The sequence below is a fragment of the Pseudomonas sp. GW823-FHT03E05 genome (assembly GCF_058796855.1).
On record NZ_JBXAJB010000003.1, the window covers coordinates 51,876 to 76,509 of the forward strand.

At 61.9% G+C, this 24,634-nt stretch carries 18 protein-coding genes and 1 tRNA gene; 14 read left to right on the forward strand and 5 right to left on the reverse strand.

The genetic code is table 11. The annotated features are described in order from the left end of the window. The first annotated feature begins 2 nt into the window (after window positions 1–2). The 3 genes from AC1RCO_RS13210 to AC1RCO_RS13220 all read left to right on the forward strand — a co-directional run bounded on the left by AC1RCO_RS13210 (window position 3) and on the right by AC1RCO_RS13220 (window position 4,132). Window positions 3–1,277 carry a YeaH/YhbH family protein gene (locus tag AC1RCO_RS13210; protein WP_011063832.1) on the forward strand — a complete coding sequence of 425 codons (1,275 nt, stop codon included), beginning with the start codon at window positions 3–5 and terminating at the stop codon, window positions 1,275–1,277. Beyond that, a complete protein-coding gene (locus AC1RCO_RS13215; RefSeq protein ID WP_011063833.1) occupies window positions 1,274–2,836 on the forward strand; it encodes a SpoVR family protein in 1,563 nt (520 codons plus the stop codon). The genes AC1RCO_RS13210 and AC1RCO_RS13215 overlap by 4 nt, the downstream gene beginning before the upstream one ends. Before the next feature lie 66 nt (window positions 2,837–2,902). After that, window positions 2,903–4,132: a multifunctional CCA addition/repair protein gene (locus AC1RCO_RS13220; protein WP_220223363.1), complete on the forward strand. Its 1,230-nt coding sequence runs from the start codon at window positions 2,903–2,905 to the stop codon at window positions 4,130–4,132. Window positions 4,133–4,178: 46 nt separating this feature from the next. Here AC1RCO_RS13220 and folK read toward each other — a convergent pair whose 3' ends face one another. Together folK and folB are read right to left on the reverse strand one after the other, a co-directional pair. Next, complete coding sequence (gene folK / locus AC1RCO_RS13225) at window positions 4,179–4,694, reverse strand: 2-amino-4-hydroxy-6-hydroxymethyldihydropteridine diphosphokinase (protein WP_220223364.1); 516 nt, start codon at window positions 4,692–4,694, stop codon at window positions 4,179–4,181. Continuing rightward, a complete protein-coding gene (folB, locus tag AC1RCO_RS13230) occupies window positions 4,685–5,038 on the reverse strand; it encodes a dihydroneopterin aldolase (RefSeq protein ID WP_011063836.1) in 354 nt (117 codons plus the stop codon). Before folB ends, folK begins: the two co-directional genes overlap by 10 nt. A 74-nt stretch (window positions 5,039–5,112) precedes the next feature. On the opposite strand from folB, the gene plsY reads away from it, so the two are divergent. After that, a complete protein-coding gene (gene plsY, locus AC1RCO_RS13235; RefSeq protein ID WP_019094979.1) occupies window positions 5,113–5,682 on the forward strand; it encodes a glycerol-3-phosphate 1-O-acyltransferase PlsY in 570 nt (189 codons plus the stop codon). Between the two features lie 45 nt (window positions 5,683–5,727). On the opposite strand, the gene tsaD is transcribed toward plsY, so the two are convergent. Beyond that, window positions 5,728–6,753 (reverse strand): tRNA (adenosine(37)-N6)-threonylcarbamoyltransferase complex transferase subunit TsaD, encoded by a 1,026-nt coding sequence (gene tsaD, locus AC1RCO_RS13240; RefSeq protein ID WP_011063838.1) that lies wholly within the window; start codon window positions 6,751–6,753, stop codon window positions 5,728–5,730. A gap of 200 nt (window positions 6,754–6,953) precedes the next feature. On the opposite strand from tsaD, the gene rpsU reads away from it, so the two are divergent. From rpsU to AC1RCO_RS13265, 5 genes are all read left to right on the forward strand, one after another. After that, the gene (gene rpsU, locus AC1RCO_RS13245) at window positions 6,954–7,169 is read left to right on the forward strand and encodes a 30S ribosomal protein S21 (RefSeq protein WP_002551877.1); all 216 of its coding nucleotides are present in this window, start codon (window positions 6,954–6,956) and stop codon (window positions 7,167–7,169) included. 483 nt (window positions 7,170–7,652) lie between these two features. Beyond that, complete coding sequence (gene dnaG, locus AC1RCO_RS13250; RefSeq protein ID WP_019094980.1) at window positions 7,653–9,626, forward strand: DNA primase; 1,974 nt, start codon at window positions 7,653–7,655, stop codon at window positions 9,624–9,626. 67 nt (window positions 9,627–9,693) lie between these two features. Continuing rightward, a complete protein-coding gene (gene rpoD, locus AC1RCO_RS13255; RefSeq protein ID WP_410036825.1) occupies window positions 9,694–11,541 on the forward strand; it encodes an RNA polymerase sigma factor RpoD in 1,848 nt (615 codons plus the stop codon). Between the two features lie 116 nt (window positions 11,542–11,657). Then, on the forward strand, window positions 11,658–15,401 hold the full coding sequence (locus AC1RCO_RS13260; RefSeq protein ID WP_065365130.1) for an EAL domain-containing protein: 3,744 nt from the start codon (window positions 11,658–11,660) through the stop codon (window positions 15,399–15,401). A gap of 15 nt (window positions 15,402–15,416) precedes the next feature. Next, a tRNA-Ile gene (locus AC1RCO_RS13265) sits at window positions 15,417–15,493 on the forward strand. A gap of 60 nt (window positions 15,494–15,553) precedes the next feature. On the opposite strand, the gene AC1RCO_RS13270 is transcribed toward AC1RCO_RS13265, so the two are convergent. After that, a complete protein-coding gene (locus AC1RCO_RS13270; RefSeq protein ID WP_170866334.1) occupies window positions 15,554–15,859 on the reverse strand; it encodes a hypothetical protein in 306 nt (101 codons plus the stop codon). Between the two features lie 219 nt (window positions 15,860–16,078). Then, window positions 16,079–18,454, reverse strand: coding sequence for a glucose/quinate/shikimate family membrane-bound PQQ-dependent dehydrogenase (locus tag AC1RCO_RS13275; RefSeq protein ID WP_019094517.1), 2,376 nt, complete (start codon window positions 18,452–18,454; stop codon window positions 16,079–16,081). Window positions 18,455–18,662: 208 nt separating this feature from the next. Here AC1RCO_RS13275 and AC1RCO_RS13280 point away from each other — a divergent pair, with 208 nt between their 5' ends. The 5 genes from AC1RCO_RS13280 to pqqA all read left to right on the forward strand — a co-directional run bounded on the left by AC1RCO_RS13280 (window position 18,663) and on the right by pqqA (window position 24,623). Beyond that, a complete protein-coding gene (locus tag AC1RCO_RS13280) occupies window positions 18,663–19,124 on the forward strand; it encodes an Lrp/AsnC family transcriptional regulator (protein WP_011063845.1) in 462 nt (153 codons plus the stop codon). Window positions 19,125–19,292: 168 nt separating this feature from the next. Beyond that, window positions 19,293–20,975: a flavin monoamine oxidase family protein gene (locus AC1RCO_RS13285; RefSeq protein ID WP_410036824.1), complete on the forward strand. Its 1,683-nt coding sequence runs from the start codon at window positions 19,293–19,295 to the stop codon at window positions 20,973–20,975. Window positions 20,976–21,086: 111 nt separating this feature from the next. Further along, a complete protein-coding gene (locus AC1RCO_RS13290; RefSeq protein ID WP_011063847.1) occupies window positions 21,087–21,881 on the forward strand; it encodes a carbon-nitrogen hydrolase family protein in 795 nt (264 codons plus the stop codon). Between the two features lie 48 nt (window positions 21,882–21,929). Then, window positions 21,930–24,392 carry a pyrroloquinoline quinone biosynthesis protein PqqF gene (gene pqqF, locus AC1RCO_RS13295; protein WP_410036823.1) on the forward strand — a complete coding sequence of 821 codons (2,463 nt, stop codon included), beginning with the start codon at window positions 21,930–21,932 and terminating at the stop codon, window positions 24,390–24,392. A 156-nt stretch (window positions 24,393–24,548) separates the two neighbouring features. Further along, window positions 24,549–24,623 (forward strand): pyrroloquinoline quinone precursor peptide PqqA, encoded by a 75-nt coding sequence (gene pqqA, locus AC1RCO_RS13300; protein WP_003194766.1) that lies wholly within the window; start codon window positions 24,549–24,551, stop codon window positions 24,621–24,623. Window positions 24,624–24,634: the final 11 nt, after the last annotated feature.

Here is a 24,634-nt window from a genome sequence, read left to right on the forward strand (position 1 = left end):
CCATGAGCTATGTGATCGACCGACGTCTCAATGGCAAGAACAAGAGCACGGTAAACCGCCAGCGGTTTCTGCGGCGCTACCGTGACCACATTAAAAAGGCCGTCGAAGAGGCGGTTAGCCGGCGCTCCATCACCGATATGGAGCATGGCGAGCAAATCAGCATTCCCGGGCGGGATATCGACGAGCCGGTGCTGCACCATGGCCGTGGCGGCAAGCAGACCGTGGTTCACCCAGGCAACAAGGAGTTCACTGCCGGCGAGCACATTGCCAGGCCTCAAGGCGGCGGTGGGGGCGGTGGCGGCCGGGGCAAGGCCGGCAATTCCGGCGAAGGCATGGACGAGTTCGTGTTCCAGATCACCCAGGAGGAATTCCTCGAATTCATGTTCGAGGACCTGGAACTGCCCAACCTGGTGAAACGCAACCTGACCGGAACCGACACCTTCAAGACCGTACGAGCCGGGATCAGCAACGAAGGCAACCCGGCTCGGATCAATATCATCCGTACCTTGCGGTCGGCCCACGCGCGGCGCATTGCCTTGTCCGGCAGCAGCCGGGCCAAGCTGCGCGAAGCCAAGGAAGAACTGGCGCGCCTGAAGCGGGAAGAACCGGACAATTTCGGCGATATCCAGGAGCTTGAGGCGGAAATCGAGCGCCTGAGTGCCCGGATTCACCGCGTGCCCTTCCTCGACACCTTCGACCTCAAGTACAACCTGCTGGTGAAACAGCCCAACCCCAGCTCCAAGGCGGTGATGTTCTGCCTGATGGACGTTTCCGGCTCCATGACCCAGGCCACCAAGGACATCGCCAAGCGTTTCTTCATCCTTCTGTACCTGTTCCTCAAGCGCAATTACGACAAGATCGACGTCGTGTTCATCCGCCACCACACCAGTGCCCGGGAAGTGGACGAAGAGGAGTTCTTCTATTCACGGGAAACCGGCGGCACCATCGTCTCCAGCGCCCTGAAGCTGATGCAGGAGATCATGGCCGAACGCTACCCGAGCAACGAGTGGAACATCTACGCCGCCCAGGCCTCCGATGGCGACAACTGGAACGACGACTCGCCGATCTGCCGCGACATCCTGATCAACCAGATCATGCCGTTCGTGCAGTACTACACATACGTGGAAATCACCCCGCGCGAGCACCAGGCCCTGTGGTTCGAGTACGAACGCATCGCCGAGGCCTTTTCCGATACATTCGCCCAGCAGCAACTGGTTTCGGCCGGAGACATCTATCCGGTCTTCCGTGAACTCTTCCAGCGCAGGTTAGTGACATGACCGCCAGAGAGCAGAAGCGCCAACCCATCTCCACCGGCTCGGAATGGACCTTCGAGCTGATCCAGGCCTACGACCGTGAAATCAGCCGTATCGCGGCCCGCTATGCCCTGGACACCTATCCCAACCAGATCGAAGTGATCACCGCCGAGCAGATGATGGACGCCTATGCCTCGGTGGGCATGCCCCTGGGCTATCACCACTGGTCCTACGGCAAGCACTTCCTCAGCACCGAAAAATCCTACAGCCGGGGCCAGATGGGCCTGGCCTACGAAATCGTCATCAACTCCGACCCTTGCATTGCCTATCTGATGGAAGAGAACACCATCTGCATGCAGGCGCTGGTGGTGGCTCACGCCTGCTATGGCCACAACAGCTTCTTCAAGGGCAACTACCTGTTCCGCACCTGGACCGATGCCAGCTCGATCATCGACTACCTGGTGTTCGCCAAGCAGTACATCATGCAATGCGAGGAGCGCCATGGCATCGATGCCGTGGAAGATCTGCTGGACTCCTGCCATGCCTTGATGAACTACGGTGTCGACCGCTACAAGCGGCCCTACCCGATTTCCGCCGAAGAAGAACGGCGCCGGCAGAAAGACCGGGAGGAACACCTGCAGAAACAGATCAACGACCTGTGGCGCACCATTCCCAAGGGCGCGGACAAGTACAGCGACAAGGACAATGCGCGCTTCCCCGCCGAACCTCAGGAAAACATCCTCTATTTCATCGAAAAACACGCGCCACTGCTGGAGCCCTGGCAACGCGAGATCGTGCGCATCGTGCGCAAGATCGCCCAGTACTTCTACCCGCAACGCCAGACCCAGGTGATGAACGAAGGCTGGGCTACCTTCTGGCACTACACCTTGATGAATGATCTGTACGACGAAGGCCTGGTCACCGATGGCTTCATGATGGAATTCCTCACCTCCCATACCAGCGTGGTATTCCAGCCAGGCTTCGACAGCCCCTACTACAACGGCATCAACCCCTATGCCCTGGGCTTTGCCATGTACCGCGATATCCGACGCATCTGCGAGGAGCCCACGGAAGAGGACCGACGCTGGTTCCCGGAACTGGCCGGCACCGACTGGCTGTCGAGCATCAAGTTCGCCATGAGCAGCTTCAAGGACGAGAGCTTCATCCTGCAGTACCTGTCGCCCAAGGTCATCCGCGATCTCAAGCTGTTCAGCATCATGGACGACGACCAGAAGGACGACCTGCTGGTACCGGCAATCCATGATGAAAGCGGCTATCGGATCATCCGTGAAACCCTGGCCGCGCAATACAACCTGGGTAACCGCGAACCCAACGTGCAGATCTGGAGCATCGACCGCCGGGGCGACCGCTCCTTGACCCTGCGTCATCAGCAACACGACCGTAAACCCCTGGGGGATTCCACCGACGAAGTGCTCAAGCACCTGCACCGCCTCTGGGGCTTCGACATTCACCTGGAAACCCTGCAGGGCGACCAGGTGATGAAAACCCACCACGTACCGCCAAAGAGTGATCACAACGAAAACGACTACGGTCGCCTGGACCTGGCGGTTATCCACCTTTAAGCCCGATAACAAGCCTCCGGATGCGCGATACAAGGGTTATCCTGTCGCGCTAACGGAGGTTTTTTTATGCGGATTTACAAAGTCGGCGGCGCCGTGCGCGACCGCCTGCTCGGCAGGCCGGTTACCGATATCGACTGGGTGGTAGTGGGTGCCAGCGCAGAGGAGATGCTCGCCAAGGGCTTTCGCCCCGTGGGCGCGGACTTCCCGGTGTTCCTGCACCCCAAGAGCGGCGAGGAATATGCCCTGGCCCGCACCGAGCGCAAGAGTGGGCGGGGTTATGGCGGTTTCACCTTCCATGCCAGCCCGGAAGTCACTCTGGAAGAGGACCTGATCCGTCGCGACCTGACCATCAACGCCATGGCCGAAGATGAACAGGGCCGCCTCACCGATCCCTACAACGGTCAGAAGGACCTTGAAGAGCGGCTATTGCGCCACGTTTCCCCGGCATTCGCCGAAGATCCCCTGCGAGTACTGCGGGTCGCCCGCTTCGCCGCCCGCTACGCCGGGCTGGGTTTTCGCGTGGCGCCAGAGACACTCGAGCTGATGCGCGAACTCAGTGAATCCGGTGAGCTTCAGGCCCTGACGGCCGAACGCAGCTGGAAAGAGATATCTCGCGCCCTGATGGAGGATCAGCCCCAGGTCTTTATCCAGGTATTGCGCGACTGCGGCGCGCTGGCGGTGCTGATGCCCGAAATCGACGCACTGTTCGGCGTACCTCAGCCCCCGGTCCACCACCCGGAGATAGACACCGGCGCGCACACCCTCAGCGTTCTGCTGCAAGCCGCGTTGCATCAGCAACCCCTCAGCGTGCGCTGGGCCTGCCTGCTCCACGACCTGGGCAAGGGCCTGACACCCGAGGAGGAGTGGCCACGGCACATTGGCCATGAGCGCACAGGCCTGGAACTGATCAAGGCGGTCAATGAACGCTTCAAGGCGCCCCGGGAATGCCAGGAGCTGGCACTGCTGGTGGGCCAGTACCATACCCACGGCCACAAGGCGCTGGAACTCAAGGCTTCGACACTCCTGGAACTATTGCAAAGTTTCGACGTGTTCCGACGCCCACAGCGTTTCGAAGAGTTCATAGCGGCATGCGAAATGGATGCTCGCGGCCGTCTTGGGCTGGAGTCGCGACCTTATCCGCAGGCCGATTACCTGCGAGGAGCCGCCGAGGTGGCGCGCAAGGTGGCGGTTCAACCCTTGCTGGAACAGGGGTTCAAGGGGCCGCAACTGGGCGAGGCACTAAGGCTGGAACGACTGAAGGCCATCAAGGCCTACAAGGAACAGCACGCGCCTTGAGTGAGTCGCGGACCGCCCCGACTGGTCCGCGATTAGCCGAGGGTAGCTACAGGTCTGGAGGGGTCAGTTGCATGCCCCGCCATTCGAAGGCGACCGGGGCCAGCACCTGATCGATCTGCGCCTCGGCCCAAAGCGCCCCGAGGCTCTTGCCCGCCAGCGGATGCACCCGCTCGGGCGCCATCAGCGACAGCGGCCAGAGCACGAAGGCGTTCTTCAGAATCTCTGCCCGGGGCAGGATCAGGCCATCGAAATTGCCGGTCAGTTCACCGTAGAGCAATACATCGATATCCAGCGGCAGGCCTCTACGATCAGGGGCATAACGGTCGTTATCGGCCTCGATGAACTTCAGGCGCCGGTCCAGCTCGATCAGAGGCAAGTCGGTAAAAGCCGTCACCACCAGGTTGAAAAATGGGCCGCTCTTGATTCCCACCGGCTGGCTTTCGAACACCGGCGAGCAACGCATATCCACCAGAAAACCGGCCAGGGCATCGAGCCCGGCCCGCAGATGAACTTCACGCTCGATATTGCTACCGAGCCCCAGATACACCTGAGTCAGCGACATCCGCGCTCGATCTCCACACCCACACCCGAGGCAGCCGGGACGGCGCCAGGCTTGGTCAGTTTCAAGCGCAACCAAGGGATGTGAAATTCATTCATCAGAACCTCGGCAAGGCGCTCGGCAAAGGTTTCCACCAACTGGTACTGGGCATGCTCGGCAAACGCCTGGATCCGGGTGGAGACACTGGCATAGTCCAATGCCAGCGTCAGATCATCTCCAGCAGCTGCCGGGCGATTGTCCCAGGCAAAGCTCAGATCAAGACGCAGGCACTGTCGGATGCCGCGCTCCCAGTCGTAGGCACCAATCACGGTGTCCACTTCCAGCCCTTCGATAAACACTCTGTCCAAGCACTCTTCTCCGCAGCACGACAAGGGCGCAATGCGCCGTTAGAATCAGGGCTTCCTCGCCCGGAATAGTTAGCATGTTTTGGTTACTGGCGATTTTCGCCTACCTGCTCGGCTCTCTGTCCTTCGCCATTTTGCTCAGCCGCCTTACGGGTAATCCCGACCCGCGAATGAGTGGCTCGGGTAATGCCGGCGCCACCAACATGCTGCGCCTGGCCGGCAAGAAGCTCGCAGTCCTGACCCTGCTGGGAGATCTGTGCAAAGGCCTGGTGCCTGTGCTGATCGCCCACCTCGCGGGCTTGTCCCTGCAACAACAGGCCTGGGTGGGGCTCTATGCCGTCCTCGGCCATCTGTTTCCACTGTACTTCCGCTTCCGCGGCGGCAAGGGTGTCGCCACCGCCGCCGGCATGCTGCTGGGGCTCTACCCCCCGGCCGCGCTGCTGGCCATCGCCGCCTGGGCGCTGACCTTCTATCTCACTCGTACCAGTTCACTGGCCGCACTGATCGCCACCCCCCTGACCTTGCCACTGCTGGCCTGGCAGGAACCGGAGGCGCTATTGCCGATGAGCGTGCTGACACTGCTGATCGTCTGGCGCCACCGCGGCAATTTACGCGACCTGTTTGCCGGGCGCGAACGGCATTTTTGAATCCCTCAGATGAAAAGGCCTCAGCCCGAGCCTCCCCGCATGAAATCAGAGAGCTGACAACTGCTCCATCGGCCAACGCGCCTGTACGCTGATCGCCAGGCTTTCCTGCTGCCCGGCCTGCAAGCGCTGGCAACCGGCAAAGGCGATCATCGCTCCGTTGTCGGTGCAGAACTCGGGACGGGCGTAGAACACATTGCCCTTCATTTCAGCCAACATCTTTTCCAGCGAAGCGCGCAATGCCTTGTTGGCACTTACACCTCCTGCAATAACCAGACGTTTGAGACCGGTCTGCTTCAAGGCACGCTTGCATTTGATGGTCAGAGTCTCCACCACCGCCTGCTGGAACGCGAGGGAGATGTCGCAACGGGTTTGCTCGCCGTCGTCTCCAGCGCTGACGCACTGCTGCCAGGTGTTCAAAGCGAAGGTTTTCAAGCCGCTGAAGCTGAAATCCAGCCCCGGGCGATCGGTCATCGGCCGCGGAAAGACAAAGCGCCCCGCTACGCCCTGAGTCGCCAGGCGCGCAATCTCGGGGCCGCCCGGATAATTCAGGCCGATCATCTTCGCCGTCTTGTCGAATGCCTCGCCTGCGGCGTCATCCAGGGTCTCGCCCAACAACTCGTATTGGCCGATACCATCGACCCGAACCAACTGGGTATGACCACCGGAGACCAACAAAGCGACGAACGGGAATTGCGGAGGTTGCTCCTCCAGCATCGGCGCCAGCAGGTGGCCCTCCATATGGTGCACGCCCAGGGCTGGAATGCCCCAGGCAAAGGCCAGCGCCTGGGCGCAGGAAGCCCCCACCAGCAAGGCACCGACAAGGCCGGGGCCAGCGGTGTAGGCAATCGCGTCGATCTCGGTAGGCACGCAGTCGGCCTCGGCCAGCACCTGGCGGATCAAGGGCAGCATGCGCTTGACGTGATCCCGGGAGGCCAGCTCCGGCACCACGCCACCGTAGGCGCGATGCAGGTCGATCTGGCTGAACAGCGCGTCGGCCAGCAGGCCCCGCTCACTGTCGTATAACGCGACGCCGGTTTCGTCGCAGGACGTTTCTAATCCCAGTACTAGCATGGGTTTGCGCCTTGTAGAGGCTGAATTCGAAGGCGCGCATAATAGTCGCCACTCCCGCGCCCGACCAGCGGTTTTCGATCAGAGGCTTTGCATTCCGAGCGTTGAGGGGTTAACATCCGCAACCCTTAAAAACCGACGACCTCAGCCGCGATTTTTGCGACGAGAACGTTGACCCCGGTAATGAATGAAGGTAGCTCTGGATGCCAGCCGTCAAAGTTAAAGAGAACGAACCCTTCGACGTAGCTCTGCGTCGTTTCAAGCGCTCCTGCGAAAAAGCCGGTGTTCTGGCTGAAGTTCGTAGCCGCGAATTTTACGAGAAGCCGACTTCTGAGCGTAAGCGCAAAGCAGCTGCTGCTGTTAAGCGTCACGCCAAGAAAGTTCAGCGCGAACAGCGCCGCGCCGTACGTCTGTACTAATACACAGACGTTCGTTGCAAGCTTCTGCCAAGCCCGGCCCTCAGCCGGGCTAATGGCATTTGCGGAATACGCTTGATGCTTCACCGTCGAAGCCGCCCATGCGACCCAGACGATTCTGCTTCACCACGTCAGACCTGGCTTCTTGCCAGCGGTGCACGTCTTTTCTGACGAGCCTTCCAAGGCTACTGACGAGCACACCCTTATCTGATTCCTACAGACGATCAGCCCAAGGCGCCCTTCTCCAGCGCCCGCTTAATGAGCTATCCGAGGCCAGCCCAAAGCCACTGTCGGACTCAGCGCAACACCTTCAAATAGTCGAATACTGATTGAAACTAACGTCAGTGGACGTTCGGCAGATACACTTCCCGACTGCGATCACGCCGAAAACCAGGGTCGAGCCGCGCAACCTCACGCTTGGCCGCCACCTGAACTTTCGACAGTGTCGCCAGGGCTATCTTTGCGCGCAGTGATGACGAGAACGCCATGGCCGGGCTTATTCCCCAGAGCTTTATTGACGACCTTCTGAACCGCACCGACATCGTCGATGTCGTCAGTTCGCGCCTGCAAATCAAGAAAGCTGGCAAGAACTACACCGCCTGCTGCCCCTTCCACAAGGAAAAGACCCCCTCCTTCAGCGTCAGCCCCGACAAGCAGTTCTACTACTGCTTCGGCTGCGGCGCAGGCGGGAACGCCCTCGGCTTCATCATGGACCACGACAACCTGGACTTTCCCCAGGCCGTCGAGGAACTGGCGAAGGCGGCTGGCATGGAAATCCCCCGCGAAGAGAGCAGCCGCGGCCAGCGCAAGCCTCGGCAACCCACCGACTCACCGCTGTATCCGCTGCTCACCGCCGCCGCCGACTACTACCGCCAGGCCCTGAAAAGCCATCCAGCGCGCAAGGCTGCGGTCGACTACCTGAAGGGGCGCGGCCTTACCGGCGAGATCGCCCGGGACTTCGGCCTGGGCTTCGCTCCGCCTGGCTGGGACAACCTGTTCAAACACCTGAGCAGCGATACCCTGCAGCAGAAAGCCATGATCGATGCCGGCCTGCTGATCGAGAACGCCGAGACCGGCAAGCGCTATGACCGCTTTCGCGACCGGGTAATGTTCCCGATCCGCGACACTCGCGGCCGAATCATCGCCTTCGGCGGCCGGGTTCTGGGGGACGACAAGCCCAAATACCTGAACTCTCCGGAGACCCCGGTCTTTCACAAGGGCCAGGAACTCTACGGCCTGTTTGAAGCCCGCAAGAACAACCGCAACCTCGACGAAATCATCGTTGTCGAGGGCTACATGGACGTCATCGCCCTGGCCCAGCAAGGCCTGCGCAACGCCGTGGCCACCCTGGGTACCGCCACCAGCGAAGAACACCTCAAGCGCCTGTTCCGCATCGTACCCAACGTACTGTTCTGCTTCGACGGTGACCAGGCTGGACGCAAGGCCGCCTGGCGCGCCCTGGAGGCGACCCTGACCTGCTTGCAGGACGGGCGCCGCGCGCGCTTTCTGTTCCTTCCCGAAGGCGAAGATCCGGATACCCTGGTCCGCTCCGAAGGCACCGATGCCTTCCGCGCTCGAATCAACCAGCACGCACAGCCGCTGGCCGATTACTTTTTCCAGCAACTGATCGATGAAGCCGACCCGCGCTCACTGGAAGGCAAGGCCCATCTGGCGACCCTGGCCGCGCCCCTGATCGAGAAAATCCCCGGGGCCAACCTGCGTACCCTGATGCGCCAGCGCCTGAGCGAAATCACCGGCCTGACCAACGAAACGGTCAACCAACTGGCCCACAGCGCACCGCCCGAAGCGCCACCCGCGTACGACGCAGGCATCGATTACGACGCGATGCCGGATTATGCCGACTACCATGAGCCGCACCAGGAGGCGTACGCCCCACAACAAGAGTGGACGCCAAAGAAAAATGCCGGCGGCAAGAAGTGGGAAAACAAACCCTGGGACAAGAACGGCAAGGGCAAGCGCCAGGGCGATCGCGACCAGCCACGCGGCCCGCGCATTCCCGCTGCAGTGGAACCGCCGACCCTTTCAGCCTTGCGCACTTTGCTGCATCACCCGCAATTGGCAGAAAAAGTTGAAGATGCCGGGCATTTTGCCGATGACGACAACACCAATACCCAGTTGCTGGTGGCTCTGATCGAAGCCGTGCAGAAAAATCCTAAGCTACGCTCTATTCATCAATTGATGGCGCGCTGGCACGGCACCCAGCAAGGGCATCTGCTCACCGCATTGGCGGAAAAAGAATGGCTGATCGACGGAGATAACCTTGAACAACAGTTTTTCGACACCATTAATAGTTTGTCAGCTCGCCAACGCGAGCGTGTTTTAGAGCAACTTCTCAGGAAATCGCGTCAAAGCGAGCTCAGCAGCGAAGAGAAAAAACAGCTGGTTGAGCTTCTAAAACGCAATGTTCCCGCATCAAACCCGACCTCAACTGGCGCGTGAGGTCATAGCTCGGGTATAATCCTCGGCTTGTTTTTTGCCCGCCAAGACCTTCAGTGGATAGGGTGTTATGTCCGGAAAAGCGCAACAGCAGTCTCGCCTCAAAGAGTTGATCAGCCGTGGACGTGAGCAGGGTTACCTGACTTACGCGGAGGTCAACGACCACCTGCCGGAGGATATTTCAGATCCGGAACAGGTGGAAGACATCATCCGCATGATCAACGACATGGGGATCAACGTATTCGAGAGTGCTCCGGATGCGGATGCCCTTTTGTTGGCCGAAGCCGATACCGACGAAGCAGCAGCTGAAGAAGCCGCCGCAGCGTTGGCGGCTGTGGAAACCGACATTGGTCGCACTACCGACCCAGTGCGCATGTACATGCGCGAAATGGGCACGGTAGAGCTGCTCACACGTGAAGGCGAAATCGAAATCGCCAAGCGTATCGAAGAGGGTATCCGTGAAGTGATGGGCGCAATCGCGCACTTCCCTGGCACGGTTGATCACATCCTCTCCGAGTACACTCGCGTCACCACCGAAGGTGGACGCCTGTCCGACGTTCTCAGCGGGTACATCGACCCGGATGACGGCATTACGCCGCCAGCCGCCGAAGTGCCACCGCCTGTCGACACCAAGACCGCGAAAGCGGATGACGACAGCGAAGACGAAGAAGCGGAAGCGACCGAAGACGAAGAAGAAGCGGAAAGCGGTCCGGATCCGGTCATCGCCGCACAGCGCTTTGGCGCCGTCGCCGACCAGATGGAAGTCACCCGCAAGGCGCTGAAGAAACACGGCCGCGAGAACAAGCAAGCCATCGCCGAAATGCTGGCCCTGGCTGAACTGTTCATGCCGATCAAACTGGTTCCGAAGCAATTCGAAGGCCTGGTTGAACGTGTACGCAGTGCCCTGGATCGCCTGCGCCAGCAGGAACGCGCCATCATGCAGCTCTGCGTGCGTGATGCCCGCATGCCACGTGCCGACTTCCTGCGCCAGTTCCCGGGCAACGAAGTGGATGAAAGCTGGACCGACGTCCTGGCCAAAGGCAAGAGCAAGTACGCCGAAGCCATCGCCCGCCTGCAGCCGGACATCATCCGTTGCCAGCAGAAGCTGACCGCTCTTGAAGTCGAAACCGGCTTGAAGATCGCCGAGATCAAGGACATCAACCGTCGCATGTCGATCGGTGAGGCCAAGGCCCGCCGCGCGAAGAAAGAGATGGTTGAAGCCAACCTGCGTCTGGTGATCTCCATTGCCAAGAAGTACACCAACCGTGGCCTGCAGTTCCTCGACCTGATCCAGGAAGGCAACATCGGCTTGATGAAGGCGGTGGACAAGTTCGAATACCGTCGCGGCTACAAGTTCTCGACTTATGCCACCTGGTGGATCCGTCAGGCGATCACTCGCTCGATCGCCGACCAGGCCCGCACCATCCGTATTCCGGTGCACATGATCGAGACGATCAACAAGCTCAACCGTATTTCCCGGCAGATGCTGCAGGAAATGGGTCGCGAACCGACTCCGGAAGAGCTGGGCGAACGCATGGAAATGCCTGAGGACAAGATCCGCAAGGTATTGAAGATCGCCAAAGAGCCGATCTCCATGGAAACCCCGATCGGTGATGACGAAGACTCCCATCTGGGCGACTTCATCGAAGACTCGACCATGCAGTCGCCAATCGATGTCGCCACGGTTGAGAGCCTCAAGGAAGCAACTCGCGAAGTACTCTCCGGCCTCACTGCCCGTGAAGCCAAGGTACTGCGCATGCGCTTCGGCATCGACATGAATACCGACCATACCCTCGAGGAAGTCGGTAAGCAGTTCGATGTGACCCGTGAGCGGATCCGCCAGATCGAAGCCAAGGCGCTGCGCAAGCTGCGCCACCCGACGCGAAGCGAGCATCTGCGCTCCTTCCTCGACGAGTAAGCCCAAGACCCCCAGCCCAGCTGGGGGTTTTGCTTTTTGCAGCCCGTCCTTCTTTCCTTCCCCGCCCCATAGCCGGTCTACACTCGAAACATTCCCCGTGCCATAACGAGACGGTTATGCCCAGACTGTCGGCCATGCTCCTGCTGGCGCTGCTCACCTGGACCGCAACGGCTGGCGCGCTGACTCTCACCGACGAAGAACGTAGCTGGCTCAAGACTCACCCGGAACTGCGCCTGGGTGTGGACGCTTCATGGCCGCCTTTCGAGTATCGGGATGAAGAAGGCCGCTACCAGGGCCTGGCCGCGGACTACATCCACCTGATCCAGGAACGCCTGTCCGTAAACCTCAAGCCCGTCGAGCCCGCCAGCTGGACCGCGGTGCTAGAGGACGCCAAGCAGGGCAAGCTGGACCTGCTGCCCGGGATCATGTCGACCCCCGAACGCCAGAGCTACATGGCCTTCACCCGGCCTTACCTGGACTTCCCCATCGTCATCCTCGCCCATGAAGGCGGCGCGCAACCCCACAATCTCAAGGAACTGTACGGCCTCAAGATAGCGGTGGTGGAAAACTACGCCCCTCACGAACTGTTGCGCACCCACCACCCGGACCTGAACCTGGTGGCCATGCCCAATGTCAGCTCGGCGCTGCAGGCCCTGGCCACCGACGAAGTGGACGCCGTGGTCGGCGACCTCGCCTCCAGTGTCTGGAGCCTGCGTCAGCTCAAGCTCGACGGTCTCTACGTCAGCGGCGAAACCCCCTATCGCTATCAGTTGGCGATGGGCGTCCCGCGGGAAAACAAGGTCCTGGTAAGCATTCTCGACAAGGTGCTCGCCGACCTCAGCCCCGAGGAAATCAGCACCATCCAGCAACACTGGGTGGGCAGCGTGCTCGACCACAGGACCTTCTGGTCGGATGTCCTGATGTATGGCCTGCCTGGTCTTCTGCTGCTGGTGACCGTGCTGGCGGTGGTGATCCGTATCAACCGCCGCTTGAGCTCGGAAATTTCCCGGCGGGTCGCCCTGGAACAGGAACTGCGCAGCAGCGAATACCACTACCGCAGCCTGGTGGAAAGCCTGTCCGCGATTGCCTGGGAAGCGCGCATCAGCGACTTTACCTACAGCTATGTCTCGCCCCATGCCGAAGCCCTGCTGGGCTATCCCCTGGCCCATTGGCTGATACCCGGTTTCTGGCGCAACATCATCCACCCCGCGGACCTGACCCGGGCCCAGGCCTTCTGCGACCACGAAGTGCAGGCCGGGCGGGATCACAGCCTCGATTACCGGGTGATCGCCGCCGACGGTCGCTGCCTCTGGGTGCGCGACATCGTCAGCCTGATCGAGCATGGCCACGAACCGGTGATGCGCGGGCTGATGATCGACATCAGCGAGACCAAGCACACCGAAGAGGCCCTGCGCCTGTCCGAACAGAAGTTCGCCTCGGTGTTCCAGCAATGTCCGGACATCCTGGTGATTGCCCGGCTGTCCGACGGCTGCCTGCTGGAAGTCAACAAGGCCTTCGAGGAGCAGATCGGCCTGAGCGCGCAAAGCGTGGTTGGCCAGACCGCCACCGAGCTCAATATCTGGGGCATCCCCGGGGTCGGGCCGGGGCTGCTGCAACGCTTGCAGGCCGGCAGCATCCGCAATCTGGAAATGCCCTTTCGCCGGCATAACGGCCAGTTGTTCACCGGCCTGATCTCCGCCGAGCCCTTCGACCTCGACACCACGCCAGCGCTGGTGGTAGTGGTACGCGACATCAGCCAACTCAAGGAGACCCAGCAACAACTGCAGACCTCCGAGGAGAAGTTCGCCAAGGCCTTCCATGCCTCCCCCGATGGCCTGCTGCTGACCCGTCAGCGCGACGGTCTACTGATCGAGGTCAACGAAGGCTTCAGTCGCATCACCGGCTTCAACAGCGCCATGTCGCTGGACCGCTCGACCCTGGACCTGGGCATCTGGGTCAATCTCAATGAGCGCAAGCAGATGCTCGACCTGCTGCAGCGCGATGGTTTCGTCCGCGACTTCAACTGCCATATCCGGCGCAACGATGGCCAGATCCGCCTCTGCGAGCTGTCGAGCCGGCCACTGCCCATCGGCGGTGACGACTGCATGCTGACCATCGCCCGGGACATCACAGACCGACGCCTGATGCAGGAGAAGCTGCAACAGGCGGCGACCGTATTCGAAAGCACGGCCGAAGGCGTGATGATCACCGATACCCAGCAGCGCATCAGCGCAGTCAATCGCGCCTTCAGCGAAATCACCGGCTACAGCGAACGCGAAGCCCTGGGCCACACTCCGCGCCTGCTTGCCTCGGGCCTGCATGACAGCGCCTTCTACGCCGCGATGTGGCATCAGTTGACCCTGGAGGGCCACTGGCAGGGTGAGATCTCCAACAGGCGCAAGAACGGTGAGCTTTATCCCAACTGGCTGACCATCAATGCGGTGCGCAACCGGGAAAACCAGATCACCCATTTCGTCGCGGTGTTCGCCGATATTTCCAGCCTCAAGCACGCCCAGGCGAGGCTCGACTACCAGGCTCACCACGACCCCCTGACCGGCCTGCCGAATCGCACCCTGTTCGAAAGCCGGCTGCTCAGTGCCCTCAATAACCAACAGGACAACGGCAGCCAGGGCGCGGTGCTGTTCCTCGACCTGGACCGGTTCAAGCACATCAACGACAGCCTCGGCCACCCGGTGGGCGACCTGCTGCTCAAGGGCATCGCCGTGCGTCTGAAGGAACAGCTGAGGGATATCGACACCGTGGCCCGCCTGGGTGGCGACGAATTCATCATCCTGCTGCCGGGCCTGCACCAGGCCAGCGATGCCGATCACATCGCCACCAAGCTGCTGAACTGCTTTACCGCCCCCTTCCAGGCCGGCGAACACGAGTTCTTCATCAGTGCCAGCATCGGCACCAGCCTGTACCCCAAGGACGGCTGCGATGTCGCCACCCTGATCAAGAACGCCGACGCCGCCATGTATCGCTCCAAGGCCAAGGGCCGCAACCGCGTGGAGCGCTACACCCGCGACCTGACCGCCCAGGCCAGCGAACGGGTAGCCCTGGAGCACGAGCTGCGGCGAGCCATAGAGCGCAACGAGCTGTCACTGTATTTCCAACCCAAGATCAGCCTCAGCAACCACGAGCTGGTGGGCGCCGAAGCCCTGATCCGCTGGCATCACCCCACTTTCGGTGATGTGCCCCCAGAGCACTTCATTCCCCTGGCCGAAGAAAACGGCATGATCCTGCTGATCGGCGACTGGGTACTGGAACAGGCCTGCCTGCAACTCAACAACTGGAACCGGCGCTTTGAGGATTTCGGCCCGCTGTCGGTGAACCTCGCCGGCGCCCAGTTGCGCCAGCCCAACCTGCTGGGGCGCATCGAGCAACTGCTGCGCGACTATGACCTGCAGCCCGGAATGCTACAGCTGGAGATCACCGAGAATTTCATCATGAGCCAGGCCGAAGAAGCCCTGGAAGTGCTGCATCAGCTCAAGCGCCTGGGCGTGCAACTGGCCATCGACGACTTCGGCACCGGCTATTCGTCCCTCAGCTACCTCAAGCGCCTGCCCCTGGACTTTCTCAAGATCGACCAGTCCTTTGTCCGCGGGCTGCCGGACGACCCCCACGACGTGGCGATTGTCCGCGCCATCATCGCCCTGGGGCGCAGCATGCAGTTCACGGTGATTGCCGAAGGCGTGGAAAACCAGGAGCAGCAGACCTTCCTCACCCTGGAAGGCTGCGAACAGATCCAGGGTTATATCGTCAGCCTGCCCCTTGAAGCCGAGGAGTTCTGTACGACCTTCCTGCGGATCCGAGTTTCCGATTTTTCGGATAGCACAGCCGAGAAACCATCGCTATAATCCGGCGCCTACTGAGGGCCTATAGCTCAGTTGGTTAGAGCAGAGGACTCATAATCCTTTGGTCCACGGTTCAAGTCCGTGTGGGCCCACCAAACAAGAAAGCCGCGCAATGCGCGGCTTTTATGTGTCTGTTACTTGAAAAGCAAACCTCATCAAGTCTTGGTCCGATAGCGCTCTTTCAACATGGGGCGAATCTTCAGGCGATCTTCCGGCGCCCACTCCCACACGGTTTCCAGTTCTTCGGTGACGGTTTGCACACTGATTCCCGGAAGCAGGACGACGAAGGTATTCCTTTGCAGGCAGTGCAATTCTGCACGGCCTGCGCCAGGTGCATCCCCCTCCCTCTCCTGAAGGCTTTCATAGAAGGCCAGGGCCTCGACCACCGTGTGGAAATGCTCGACCGCATCCTGAAAGCCTGAAAGAGACAGCCTGTACGTCATGCCGACATCCTTATTCATTCCCACTATTTCGGGATCTGGAAAAGGCGGCTTTTTAGCAAAATACCCACAAACAGTATCTAAGACAGTTCTTATTTACACTCCCCTGCAGTCAACCACCAACGCCCTCCCGGAACATGCCCCGCCTTCCCCAAATCGCAAGGGGGCTGAAGCCCGTTGCCTGCGTCCATGAAAAAGCCGCGCATTGCGCGGCTTTTTCATGCTGCTGCCAGGCTGCGCTTATTTCTTGGGCAACGCGTAAGCAATCACGTAGTCGCCACGATCCGTCGACTGCCGCGCACCGCCAGCGGTGAGCAGGATGTACTGGCGACCGGTCTTGGGCGACACGTAGGTCATGGGGCCCGACTGGCTGCCTACGGGCAGGCGCGCCTTCCAGATCTCATTGCCATTGCCGGTATCGAAGGCCCGCAGGTAGAAATCCTGGGTACCGGCGAAGAACAGCAGACCGGATTGGGTAGCCAGGGACGCGCCCAGGGTCGGCATGCCAATCGGGATCGGCAGGTGCATGCGGATCCCCAGCGGGCCGGTGTCCTGCACGGTACCCACCGGCACTTGCCACACCAGCTTGCGGGTCTTCAGGTCGATGGCCGACATGGTGCCGAACGGCGGCTTCTGGCAGGGAATGCCCGCCGCCGAGAGGAAGCGCTGGCGCATGGCGCCGAACGGCGTGCCTTCCTGAGGCACCACGCCCATCTCGATGCCACTGGCACCGGCGGCGATCTGGTCCCGGGGAATCATGTAGTTGGCCAGGCCCAGGCGCATGTCGTTGACGAACATGTAATTGCTGGTGGGGTCCACCGACACGCTGCCCCAGTTCATACCGCCCAGGGAGCCGGGAAACTGCAACGCATGATCCAGGCCCGGCGGGGTGTACACACCCTCATGGCGCATACCCTTGAACTGGATACGGCACATCAGCTGGTCGAAGGGAGTCGCGCCCCACATGTCGGACTCGGTCAGGGTCTGGTTGCCGATCGACGGCATTTCCACCGAGAACGGCTGGGTCGGCGAATACCGCTCGCCCGGCACATTGCCCTGGGGCACGGGGCGCTCTTCCACCCGGGCAATCGGCTTGCCGGTCTCACGGTTGAGCAGGAATATCTCGCCCTGCTTGGTGACCTGGGCCAGCGCCGGTTGCACACCGCCCTTGTCGTCCGGAATGTCGTACAGCAGCGGCTGTGCCGGCAGGTCGAAGTCCCAGAGGTCGTGATGGGTGGTCTGGAAGTGCCAGCGAACCTGGCCGGTCTTCACGTCGATGGCGACGATGGAGGAGTTCCACTTGTCGTCGAACTCGGTGCGCTGGCCGCCGAAGAAATCCGGGGTGGCGTTGCCAGTGGGCAGGTACACCAGGCCCAGCTTGGCGTCATAGGACATTGCCGACCAGACGTTGGGCGTACCACGGGTGTAGGTTTCACCCGCCGGCGGGCGCTTGGTGGTGGCCGGGTTGCCCGGGTCCCAGGCCCACATCAGCTCGCCGCTGCGTACATCGAAAGCCCGAACCACGCCCGGCGGTTCGCCGGTGGAGAAGTTGTCCGCCACCCGGCCGCCGACGATCACCACGGTGCCCGCCACCAACGGTGTCGAAGTCTGCTGGTAGTAGCCCGGCTTGATCTCGCCCATGTCGGTTTTCAGATCGACCGTGCCCTGGTTGCCAAAGTCCTCACAGGGCTTGCCGGTTTCAGCGTTGATCGCGATCAGGCGCGCATCACCGGTCGGCAGGAACAGGCGCTTGGTGCAGGCCGCCGGAGCAGCAGGCGCCGAAGCATCGGCTACCGGGGTGGCAGAGGCGTCGAAATAACCCAGGCCGCGGCAGCGCTGCCAGTTTGGCGCGTAGCCCTGAGGGTCGAACTTCCAGCGCTCGGCGCCGGTGTCGGCGTCCAGGGCGAACACCTTGCCGTAGGCGGTGCAGGTGTAGACGGTATCGCCGATCTGCAGGGGTGTGTTCTGGTCTTCGGCACCAGCGCCGTTGCTTTCGGGCAGGTCACCGGTGCGGAAGGTCCAGGCCACCTGCAACTGGTCGATGTTGCCCTTGTTGATCTGGTCCAGTGCGGCGAAGCGGTTGCCCGCAGTGGTATTGCCCCAGTGGGCCCAGTCTTTCTGTTCCGTCCCGGGAGCCACCGGCTGGACCGCTGGCACCTTGTCCGCCTTGACCACATGGGTCGGCACGAACATGTAGGCCAGGGTCGCGACCACACCGATCCCCAACAGCCCAGCCAGGCCATAGGCACCGCGCCCGGCATGGGCTCCGGAGGCACGCACCAGGGTCGGGTAGATCAGCGCCACCACGAGGCCGATCACGGCGAAGGTCAGTACCCGCGAGACCAGCGGCCAGTATTCCAGGCCCGCATCCCAGACCGCCCAGATCGCCGTCAGCACCAGGGCCACCCCATACAGCCAGGCACCACGCGGGTTGCGCCGCGCGATCAACAGCCCGGACACCAGCATCGCCAGGCCCATCAACAGGAAATAGGCACTGCCGCCCAGGCTCAGGAGGTAACCCCCGCCTGCGGCCAGGCCCAGCCCGATCAGGGCAATCAGGATACCCAGCCCCCCGAGCAACCATTTGCTGCCGGCGGCAGCCCCCGTGTTTTTCATCTTAAAAACTCTCCCATCTTCAAAACCTGACGGCGAGAATGTACTAACCAGTTACTTATGACAATCTGTCGCAGGTCATTTGTTTCAAAAAAATTCCCGACTCACAGAGCGTAGCTGTCGCTTGCGCCATGTTCTCCGGGAGCTGCGGCGGGTGTTCACGGGAGCCTGTAACATGTGCGCTCCCCCGATAGCCGTGCTGGAGCCCACCTTGTCCGATAGCCGCCCTCCCGTTCTTGACGAAGTCGACCGTCAATTGATCGCAGCCTTGCAGATCAACGCCCGCGAAAGCGTGGCGATGCTGGCCCGGCAGTTGGGTATCGCCCGCACCACCGTGACCTCGCGCCTGGCCCGCCTGGAAAAGACCCGGGTCATTACCGGATATGGCGTGCGCCTGGGGCAGCGGGTAGTCGATGGCGGCTTGCAGGCGTATGTCGGCATCAAGGTCCAGCCGCGCTCTGGCAAGGAAGTGCTGCGGCGCCTGAGCGGCATGGCGCAGGTCCAGCAACTGTGTGCGGTCAGCGGCGAATTCGACTATGTGGCCTGGCTGCGCACCGACTCACCGGAACAGCTGGACCAGTTGCTGGACCAGATCGGCAGCGTTGACGGCGTGGAGAAAACCACCACCTCGATCATCCTCAGCAGCAAGATCGATCGCGGGCACGCGCTGTAAGGTGCGCCCTGCCAATCAGACAATCTGACGCACAAATTCGTCATATCGATAAATAACCGAGCATAACGACGACAGTTTGCGTCTTATTTACGTGTTTCACCCTCTCTAGAATGGCTGCCATCTTTTCCTATACTCAGCACTCTGCTGAGCCGCCCGCCAAGGTCAGCCATGAACAAGAACAATCGCCATCCTGCAGACGGTAAGAAGCCGATCACCATTTTCGGCCCGGACTTCCCTTTCGCCTTCGACGACTGGATCGAGCATCCTGCCGGCCTGGGCAGCATTCCCCAGGCACGGCACGGCACCGAAGTGGCGATTGTCGGCGCCGGTATCGCCGGGCTGGTGGCGGCCTACGAGCTGATGAAGCTGGGCCTCAAGCCAGTGGTCTATGAAGCCTCGAAAATGGGCGGCCGCCTGCGCTCCCAGGCCTTTGAGGGAGCCGAGGGGGTCATCGCCGAGCTGGGTGGCATGCGCTTTCCGGTGTCGTCCACGGCCTTCTACCATTACGTCGACAAGCTCGGCCTTGAAACCAAGCCCTTTCCCAACCCGCTGACCCCAGCCTCGGGCAGTACCGTCATCGACCTCGAAGGCCAGACCCACTACGCCCAGAAACTCGCCGACCTGCCGGCGCTGTTCCAGGAAGTCGCCGATGCCTGGGCCGATGCCCTGGAAGATGGTTCGCGCTTCAGCGAAATCCAGCAGGCAATCCGTGACCGCGACGTGGCGCGCCTCAAGGAACTGTGGAACACCCTGGTGCCGCTGTGGGACGACCGCACCTTCTACGACTTCGTCGCCACCTCCAAGGCCTTCGCCAAGCTGTCTTTCCATCACCGTGAGGTGTTCGGCCAGGTGGGCTTCGGCACCGGCGGCTGGGATTCGGACTTCCCCAACTCGATGCTGGAAATCTTCCGCGTGGTGATGACCAACTGCGACGACCACCAGCACCTGGTGGTGGGCGGCGTCGAGCAGGTGCCCCTGGGCATCTGGCGCCACGTGCCGGAGCGTTGTGCCCACTGGCCGGCCGGTACAAGCCTCAGCTCGCTGCACCACGGCGCGCCGCGTACCGGGGTCAAGCGCATTGCCCGGGCCGCCGATGGCCGTTTCAGCGTCACCGACAACTGGGGCGACACCCGGGAATACGCCGCGGTGCTGACCACCTGCCAGAGCTGGCTGCTGACCACCCAGATCGAATGCGAGGAATCGCTGTTCTCGCAAAAGATGTGGATGGCCCTGGACCGCACCCGCTACATGCAGTCGTCGAAGACCTTCGTCATGGTCGACCGGCCGTTCTGGAAGGACAAGGATCCGGAAACCGGTCGCGACCTGATGAGCATGACCCTCACCGACCGCCTGACCCGCGGCACCTACCTGTTCGACAACGGCGACGACAAGCCGGGGGTGATCTGCCTGTCCTACTCGTGGATGAGCGATGCCCTGAAGATGCTCCCGCAGCCGGTGGAAAAGCGCGTGAAGCTGGCCCTGGATGCGCTGAAGAAGATCTACCCCAAGGTGGATATCGCCAGCCGTATCATCGGCGACCCGATCACCGTCTCCTGGGAGGCCGACCCGCACTTCCTCGGTGCCTTCAAGGGCGCGCTGCCGGGCCACTACCGCTACAACCAGCGGATGTACGCGCACTTCATGCAGGACGACATGCCCGCCGAGCAGCGCGGTATCTTCATCGCTGGTGACGATGTCTCCTGGACTCCGGCCTGGGTCGAGGGTGCGGTGCAGACCTCGCTGAACGCGGTGTGGGGGATCATGAAGCACTTCGGTGGCGCTACCCACGCCGAGAACCCGGGCCCGGGGGATGTGTTCCACGAGATCGGGCCGATTGCCCTGGCCGACTGAAACCGGCGGCCGGGCAGGCGCTCGTCCCCGCAGGCTTGCCCTGCGGGGATGTCGTACGAACCTGCGACAGCGGCTACAGTGGCCGGTCTGTCAGTGAGTGGAGTGAAGACCATGCGCGTCGCCCTGTATCAGTGCCCGCCACGGCCGCTGGATGTGGCCGGCAACCTGCAACGCCTGCATCAGGTGGCCATGGAAGCCACCGATGCCGATCTGTTGGTGCTGCCGGAGATGTTTCTCAGCGGCTACAACATCGGCCTGGAAGCGGTGGGCGCTCTGGCCGAGGCCCAGGACGGCCCTTCGGCCCAGCGCATCGCCGCCATCGCCCAGGCCGCCGGCACGGCGATCCTCTATGGCTACCCGGAGCGCAGTGTCGACGGCCAGATCTACAACGCCGTGCAGTTGATCGACGCCCAGGGGCAGCGCCTGTGCAACTACCGCAAGACCCACCTGTTCGGTGACCTCGACCATTCGATGTTCAGCGCCGGCGAAGATGACTTTCCGCTGGTGGAACTGGACGGCTGGAAACTCGGCTTTCTGATCTGCTACGACATCGAGTTCCCGGAGAATGCACGACGCCTGGCCCTGGCAGGCGCGGAGCTGATTCTGGTGCCGACCGCCAACATGATCCCCTACGACTTCGTCGCCGACGTGACGATCCGTGCCCGGGCCTTCGAGAACCAGTGCTACGTGGCCTATGCCAACTACTGTGGCCATGAAGAACAGATCCGCTATTGCGGCCAGAGCAGCATCGCCGCCCCCGACGGCAGCCGGATTGCCCTGGCCGGTCTCGACGAAGCCCTGATCATCGGCACCCTGGACCGCCAACTGATGGGCGAATCCCGGGCACTCAACCGCTACCTGTCCGATCGCCGCCCCGAGCTTTACGACGACCTGAGCAAGCGCTGATCCGGGGATATCCGCTAGCATGAGCGCTTCTCTGTTCTGGAAGTGCTCATGCCCGCGCCGAATCACCCTCTGCCCCCACTGGAAACCCTGGCCAACGGCCTGCGGGTTTCACTGCGTCATGCTCCCCATTTGAAACGCTGCGCCGCGACATTGCGGGTCGCCGCCGGCAGCCACGATGTACCGCTGGCCTGGCCGGGCCTGGCGCACTTTCTGGAACACCTGCTGTTTCTCGGGACCGAGCGCTTTCCTGTCGAACAGGGGCTGATGGCCTATGTACGGGCCCAGGGCGGGCAACTGAACGCGCGAACCTGCGAACGTGCCACCGAGTTCTTTTTCGAGCTGCCGGCCAGCGCCTTTGCCGGTGGCCTGGAACGTCTGTGCGAGATGCTTGCTCAACCGCGCATGAGCCTGGAGGACCAACACCGGGAGCGGGAAGTCCTGCACGCCGAGTTCATCGCCTGGTCCCGGGATGCGACAGCGCAGCGTCAATTCGCACTGTTTGACGGTCTTAATGACGCGCACCCGCTAAGGGCCTTCCATGCCGGCAACCGCTACAGCCTGAACCTGCCCAATAACGCCTTCCAGCAGGCCTTGCAGCAGTTCCATCGCGAGTATTACCAGGCCGGGCAAATGGTCTTGAGCCTCGCCGGCCCGCAGCCACTGGAGGAGCTCCGAGCCCTGGCGGAACGCTACGGCAGTTGCCTGCCGAGCGGTCAACACCTTGAGCAGACAGCGCCTCCCGCCCTAATGGCCACGGGCAACCAGACCTACCAACAACTCAGCGGCCAGCGGCTGGACCTGCTGTTTGCTCTAGAGCGGCTGCCCGCGGGCGCTACTGCCGCTGTGGATTTTCTCTGCACCTGGCTGCAATCGGCCAAGCCCGGCGGGTTGCTGGCGGAACTCCAGCAGCGCCAACTGGCTCACAGCCTCAAGGCAACGCTCCTGTATGAGTTCGCCGGCCAGGCCCTGCTGCACCTGGAGTTCGATCTGACCAGCGTGGCGGCATCAGCCCCGGTTCAGGTACGCGAGCTGCTGACAGAGTGGCTGGGGTTCTTCAGTGCCCAGGCCGACTGGGCACCGTTGCGCGAAGAATATGCCTTGCTGCAACAGCGCCAGATCGAAGTTGCCAGCGCCCTGGAACTGTCCCGACGCGACAGCCGCCAAGCTGCCGATGGGCTGGATGAGTCGGGGCTGGCCGCCCTCAAGCAGGTGCTCAAGCAGTTGCAACCCCAGGCTGTGGACCACTTCAGCCACGACTGGCGCCTGCCTCCTGCCAACCCCTTTCTGCGCAGCACGATCGAGGCACCACGGGCCGGGTTGATTCGTGGGCAGACCAGCGCTCATCGCGGGCTGCGCACCTTTGCCCAGGATCGCTCCCGGGGCCGCAAGGAAAGCTCGGCCCTGAGCTTCAGCCAGGCGCTGCCAGCAGATCCTTCTGGTAGCGCCCTGACTCTGCGCTGGCAACTGGCCTCGCCTGCCCCGATGGGCTTGCATGCCCGGTTGCTGCGCAGCCTGGCGACATTGCGCGACGATGCCCGCCAGGCCGGCGTAGAGCTGAACTTCACCTCTTGTGGCAAAGACTGGCTGCTGAAACTGCACGGTTTGCCGTCCCCCATGCCCGCAGTGCTACTGCAAGCATTGAAAGCCCTGGGACGACCTGCCGAGTCGTTCTGGCAGGAGCAGGCAAGCGTCAATGCTGAAGCGCCCCTGCTGCCGATCCGCCAATTGCTCAAGGCATTCAGCGAACAGCCACAGACCGACAGCCAGGCCCAGCCCGACCCAGCGGCCTTGCAAGCACTCTGGGCCAGCGCTCGCTGGGACGGACTGGGCCTGGCGCTGCCAGCCGCCGTCCAGGAAGCCTTGAGCCGAACCCTGCAACAGATGCCCGGCACAGCGGACGCCACCCTCTGCCGGCCGGTGCCAGCAGGCACCGGCCAGCAGTGGCAGAACCTGCCCGGGAGTGCCGGTGAGCATGCCCTGCTGCTGTTCTATCCCGTGCCCAGCGCCAGCCTTGCCGACGAAGCCGCATGGCGCCTGCTCGGCCAGCTCTGCCAGACCCCGTTCTATCAGCGCCTGCGGGTGGAGCTGCAACTGGGCTATGGCGTCTTCAGTGCCGTTCGCCAGCGCAACGGCCGGACGGGTCTGTTGTTCGGCGTGCAATCCCCCGGCGCGACAGTCACCGAGATACTTCAGCACATCGCACAATTCCTTGAGCACCTGCCCGAACAACTCCAGGCACTCGACGAGCCCAGCTGGAATGATCAGCGACAGGCCCTGGCTCAACAGTTGCAGCCCGCGACCCTGCCTCAGGAACAGGCCATGGAGCTGTTGTGGCAGGCAAAACTGGCCGGCCACTCGTCGGATTACCTGCCGCAGTTGCAAGGCTGCATAGAGGCCCTGACGCCCGCCATCGTGATCCAGGCCGCCCGCCAACTCAGAGAGGCTGCCGGCGGCTGCAGCGCGCTGGCCAACAGGCCGTGCCCGGGTACACCCTGGCAAGTGGCAGAATGATCATTACCAGCGCTGCAATGAGCTTTCTTCAGAATTGCGGGCAACCTTCCGCGGGAATTTAGTAAGATAGCCTCCTAAGCATCTGAACATCTCCCGCCGGAGGTGGACTATATGTATAGGCAACACCCGTCCCACCCACCTCAAAGGAGCAATTTTATGACCTGGTCCAAACCTGCTTACACCGACCTGCGTATCGGCTTCGAAGTCACCATGTACTTCGCCAGCCGCTAATTTCTGCCTCT

Coding starts and splice junctions, on each gene's coding strand:
- AC1RCO_RS13210 (WP_011063832.1), top strand. CDS start 3: ATGAGCTATGTGATCGACCGACGTCTCAATGGCAAGAACAAGAGCACG.
- AC1RCO_RS13215 (WP_011063833.1), top strand. CDS start 1,274: ATGACCGCCAGAGAGCAGAAGCGCCAACCCATCTCCACCGGCTCGGAA.
- AC1RCO_RS13220 (WP_220223363.1), top strand. CDS start 2,903: ATGCGGATTTACAAAGTCGGCGGCGCCGTGCGCGACCGCCTGCTCGGC.
- folK (WP_220223364.1), bottom strand. CDS start 4,694: ATGTCGCTGACTCAGGTGTATCTGGGGCTCGGTAGCAATATCGAGCGT.
- plsY (WP_019094979.1), top strand. CDS start 5,113: ATGTTTTGGTTACTGGCGATTTTCGCCTACCTGCTCGGCTCTCTGTCC.
- tsaD (WP_011063838.1), bottom strand. CDS start 6,753: ATGCTAGTACTGGGATTAGAAACGTCCTGCGACGAAACCGGCGTCGCG.
- rpsU (WP_002551877.1), top strand. CDS start 6,954: ATGCCAGCCGTCAAAGTTAAAGAGAACGAACCCTTCGACGTAGCTCTG.
- dnaG (WP_019094980.1), top strand. CDS start 7,653: ATGGCCGGGCTTATTCCCCAGAGCTTTATTGACGACCTTCTGAACCGC.
- rpoD (WP_410036825.1), top strand. CDS start 9,694: ATGTCCGGAAAAGCGCAACAGCAGTCTCGCCTCAAAGAGTTGATCAGC.
- AC1RCO_RS13260 (WP_065365130.1), top strand. CDS start 11,658: ATGCCCAGACTGTCGGCCATGCTCCTGCTGGCGCTGCTCACCTGGACC.
- AC1RCO_RS13270 (WP_170866334.1), bottom strand. CDS start 15,859: ATGAATAAGGATGTCGGCATGACGTACAGGCTGTCTCTTTCAGGCTTT.
- AC1RCO_RS13275 (WP_019094517.1), bottom strand. CDS start 18,454: ATGAAAAACACGGGGGCTGCCGCCGGCAGCAAATGGTTGCTCGGGGGG.
- AC1RCO_RS13285 (WP_410036824.1), top strand. CDS start 19,293: ATGAACAAGAACAATCGCCATCCTGCAGACGGTAAGAAGCCGATCACC.
- AC1RCO_RS13290 (WP_011063847.1), top strand. CDS start 21,087: ATGCGCGTCGCCCTGTATCAGTGCCCGCCACGGCCGCTGGATGTGGCC.
- pqqF (WP_410036823.1), top strand. CDS start 21,930: ATGCCCGCGCCGAATCACCCTCTGCCCCCACTGGAAACCCTGGCCAAC.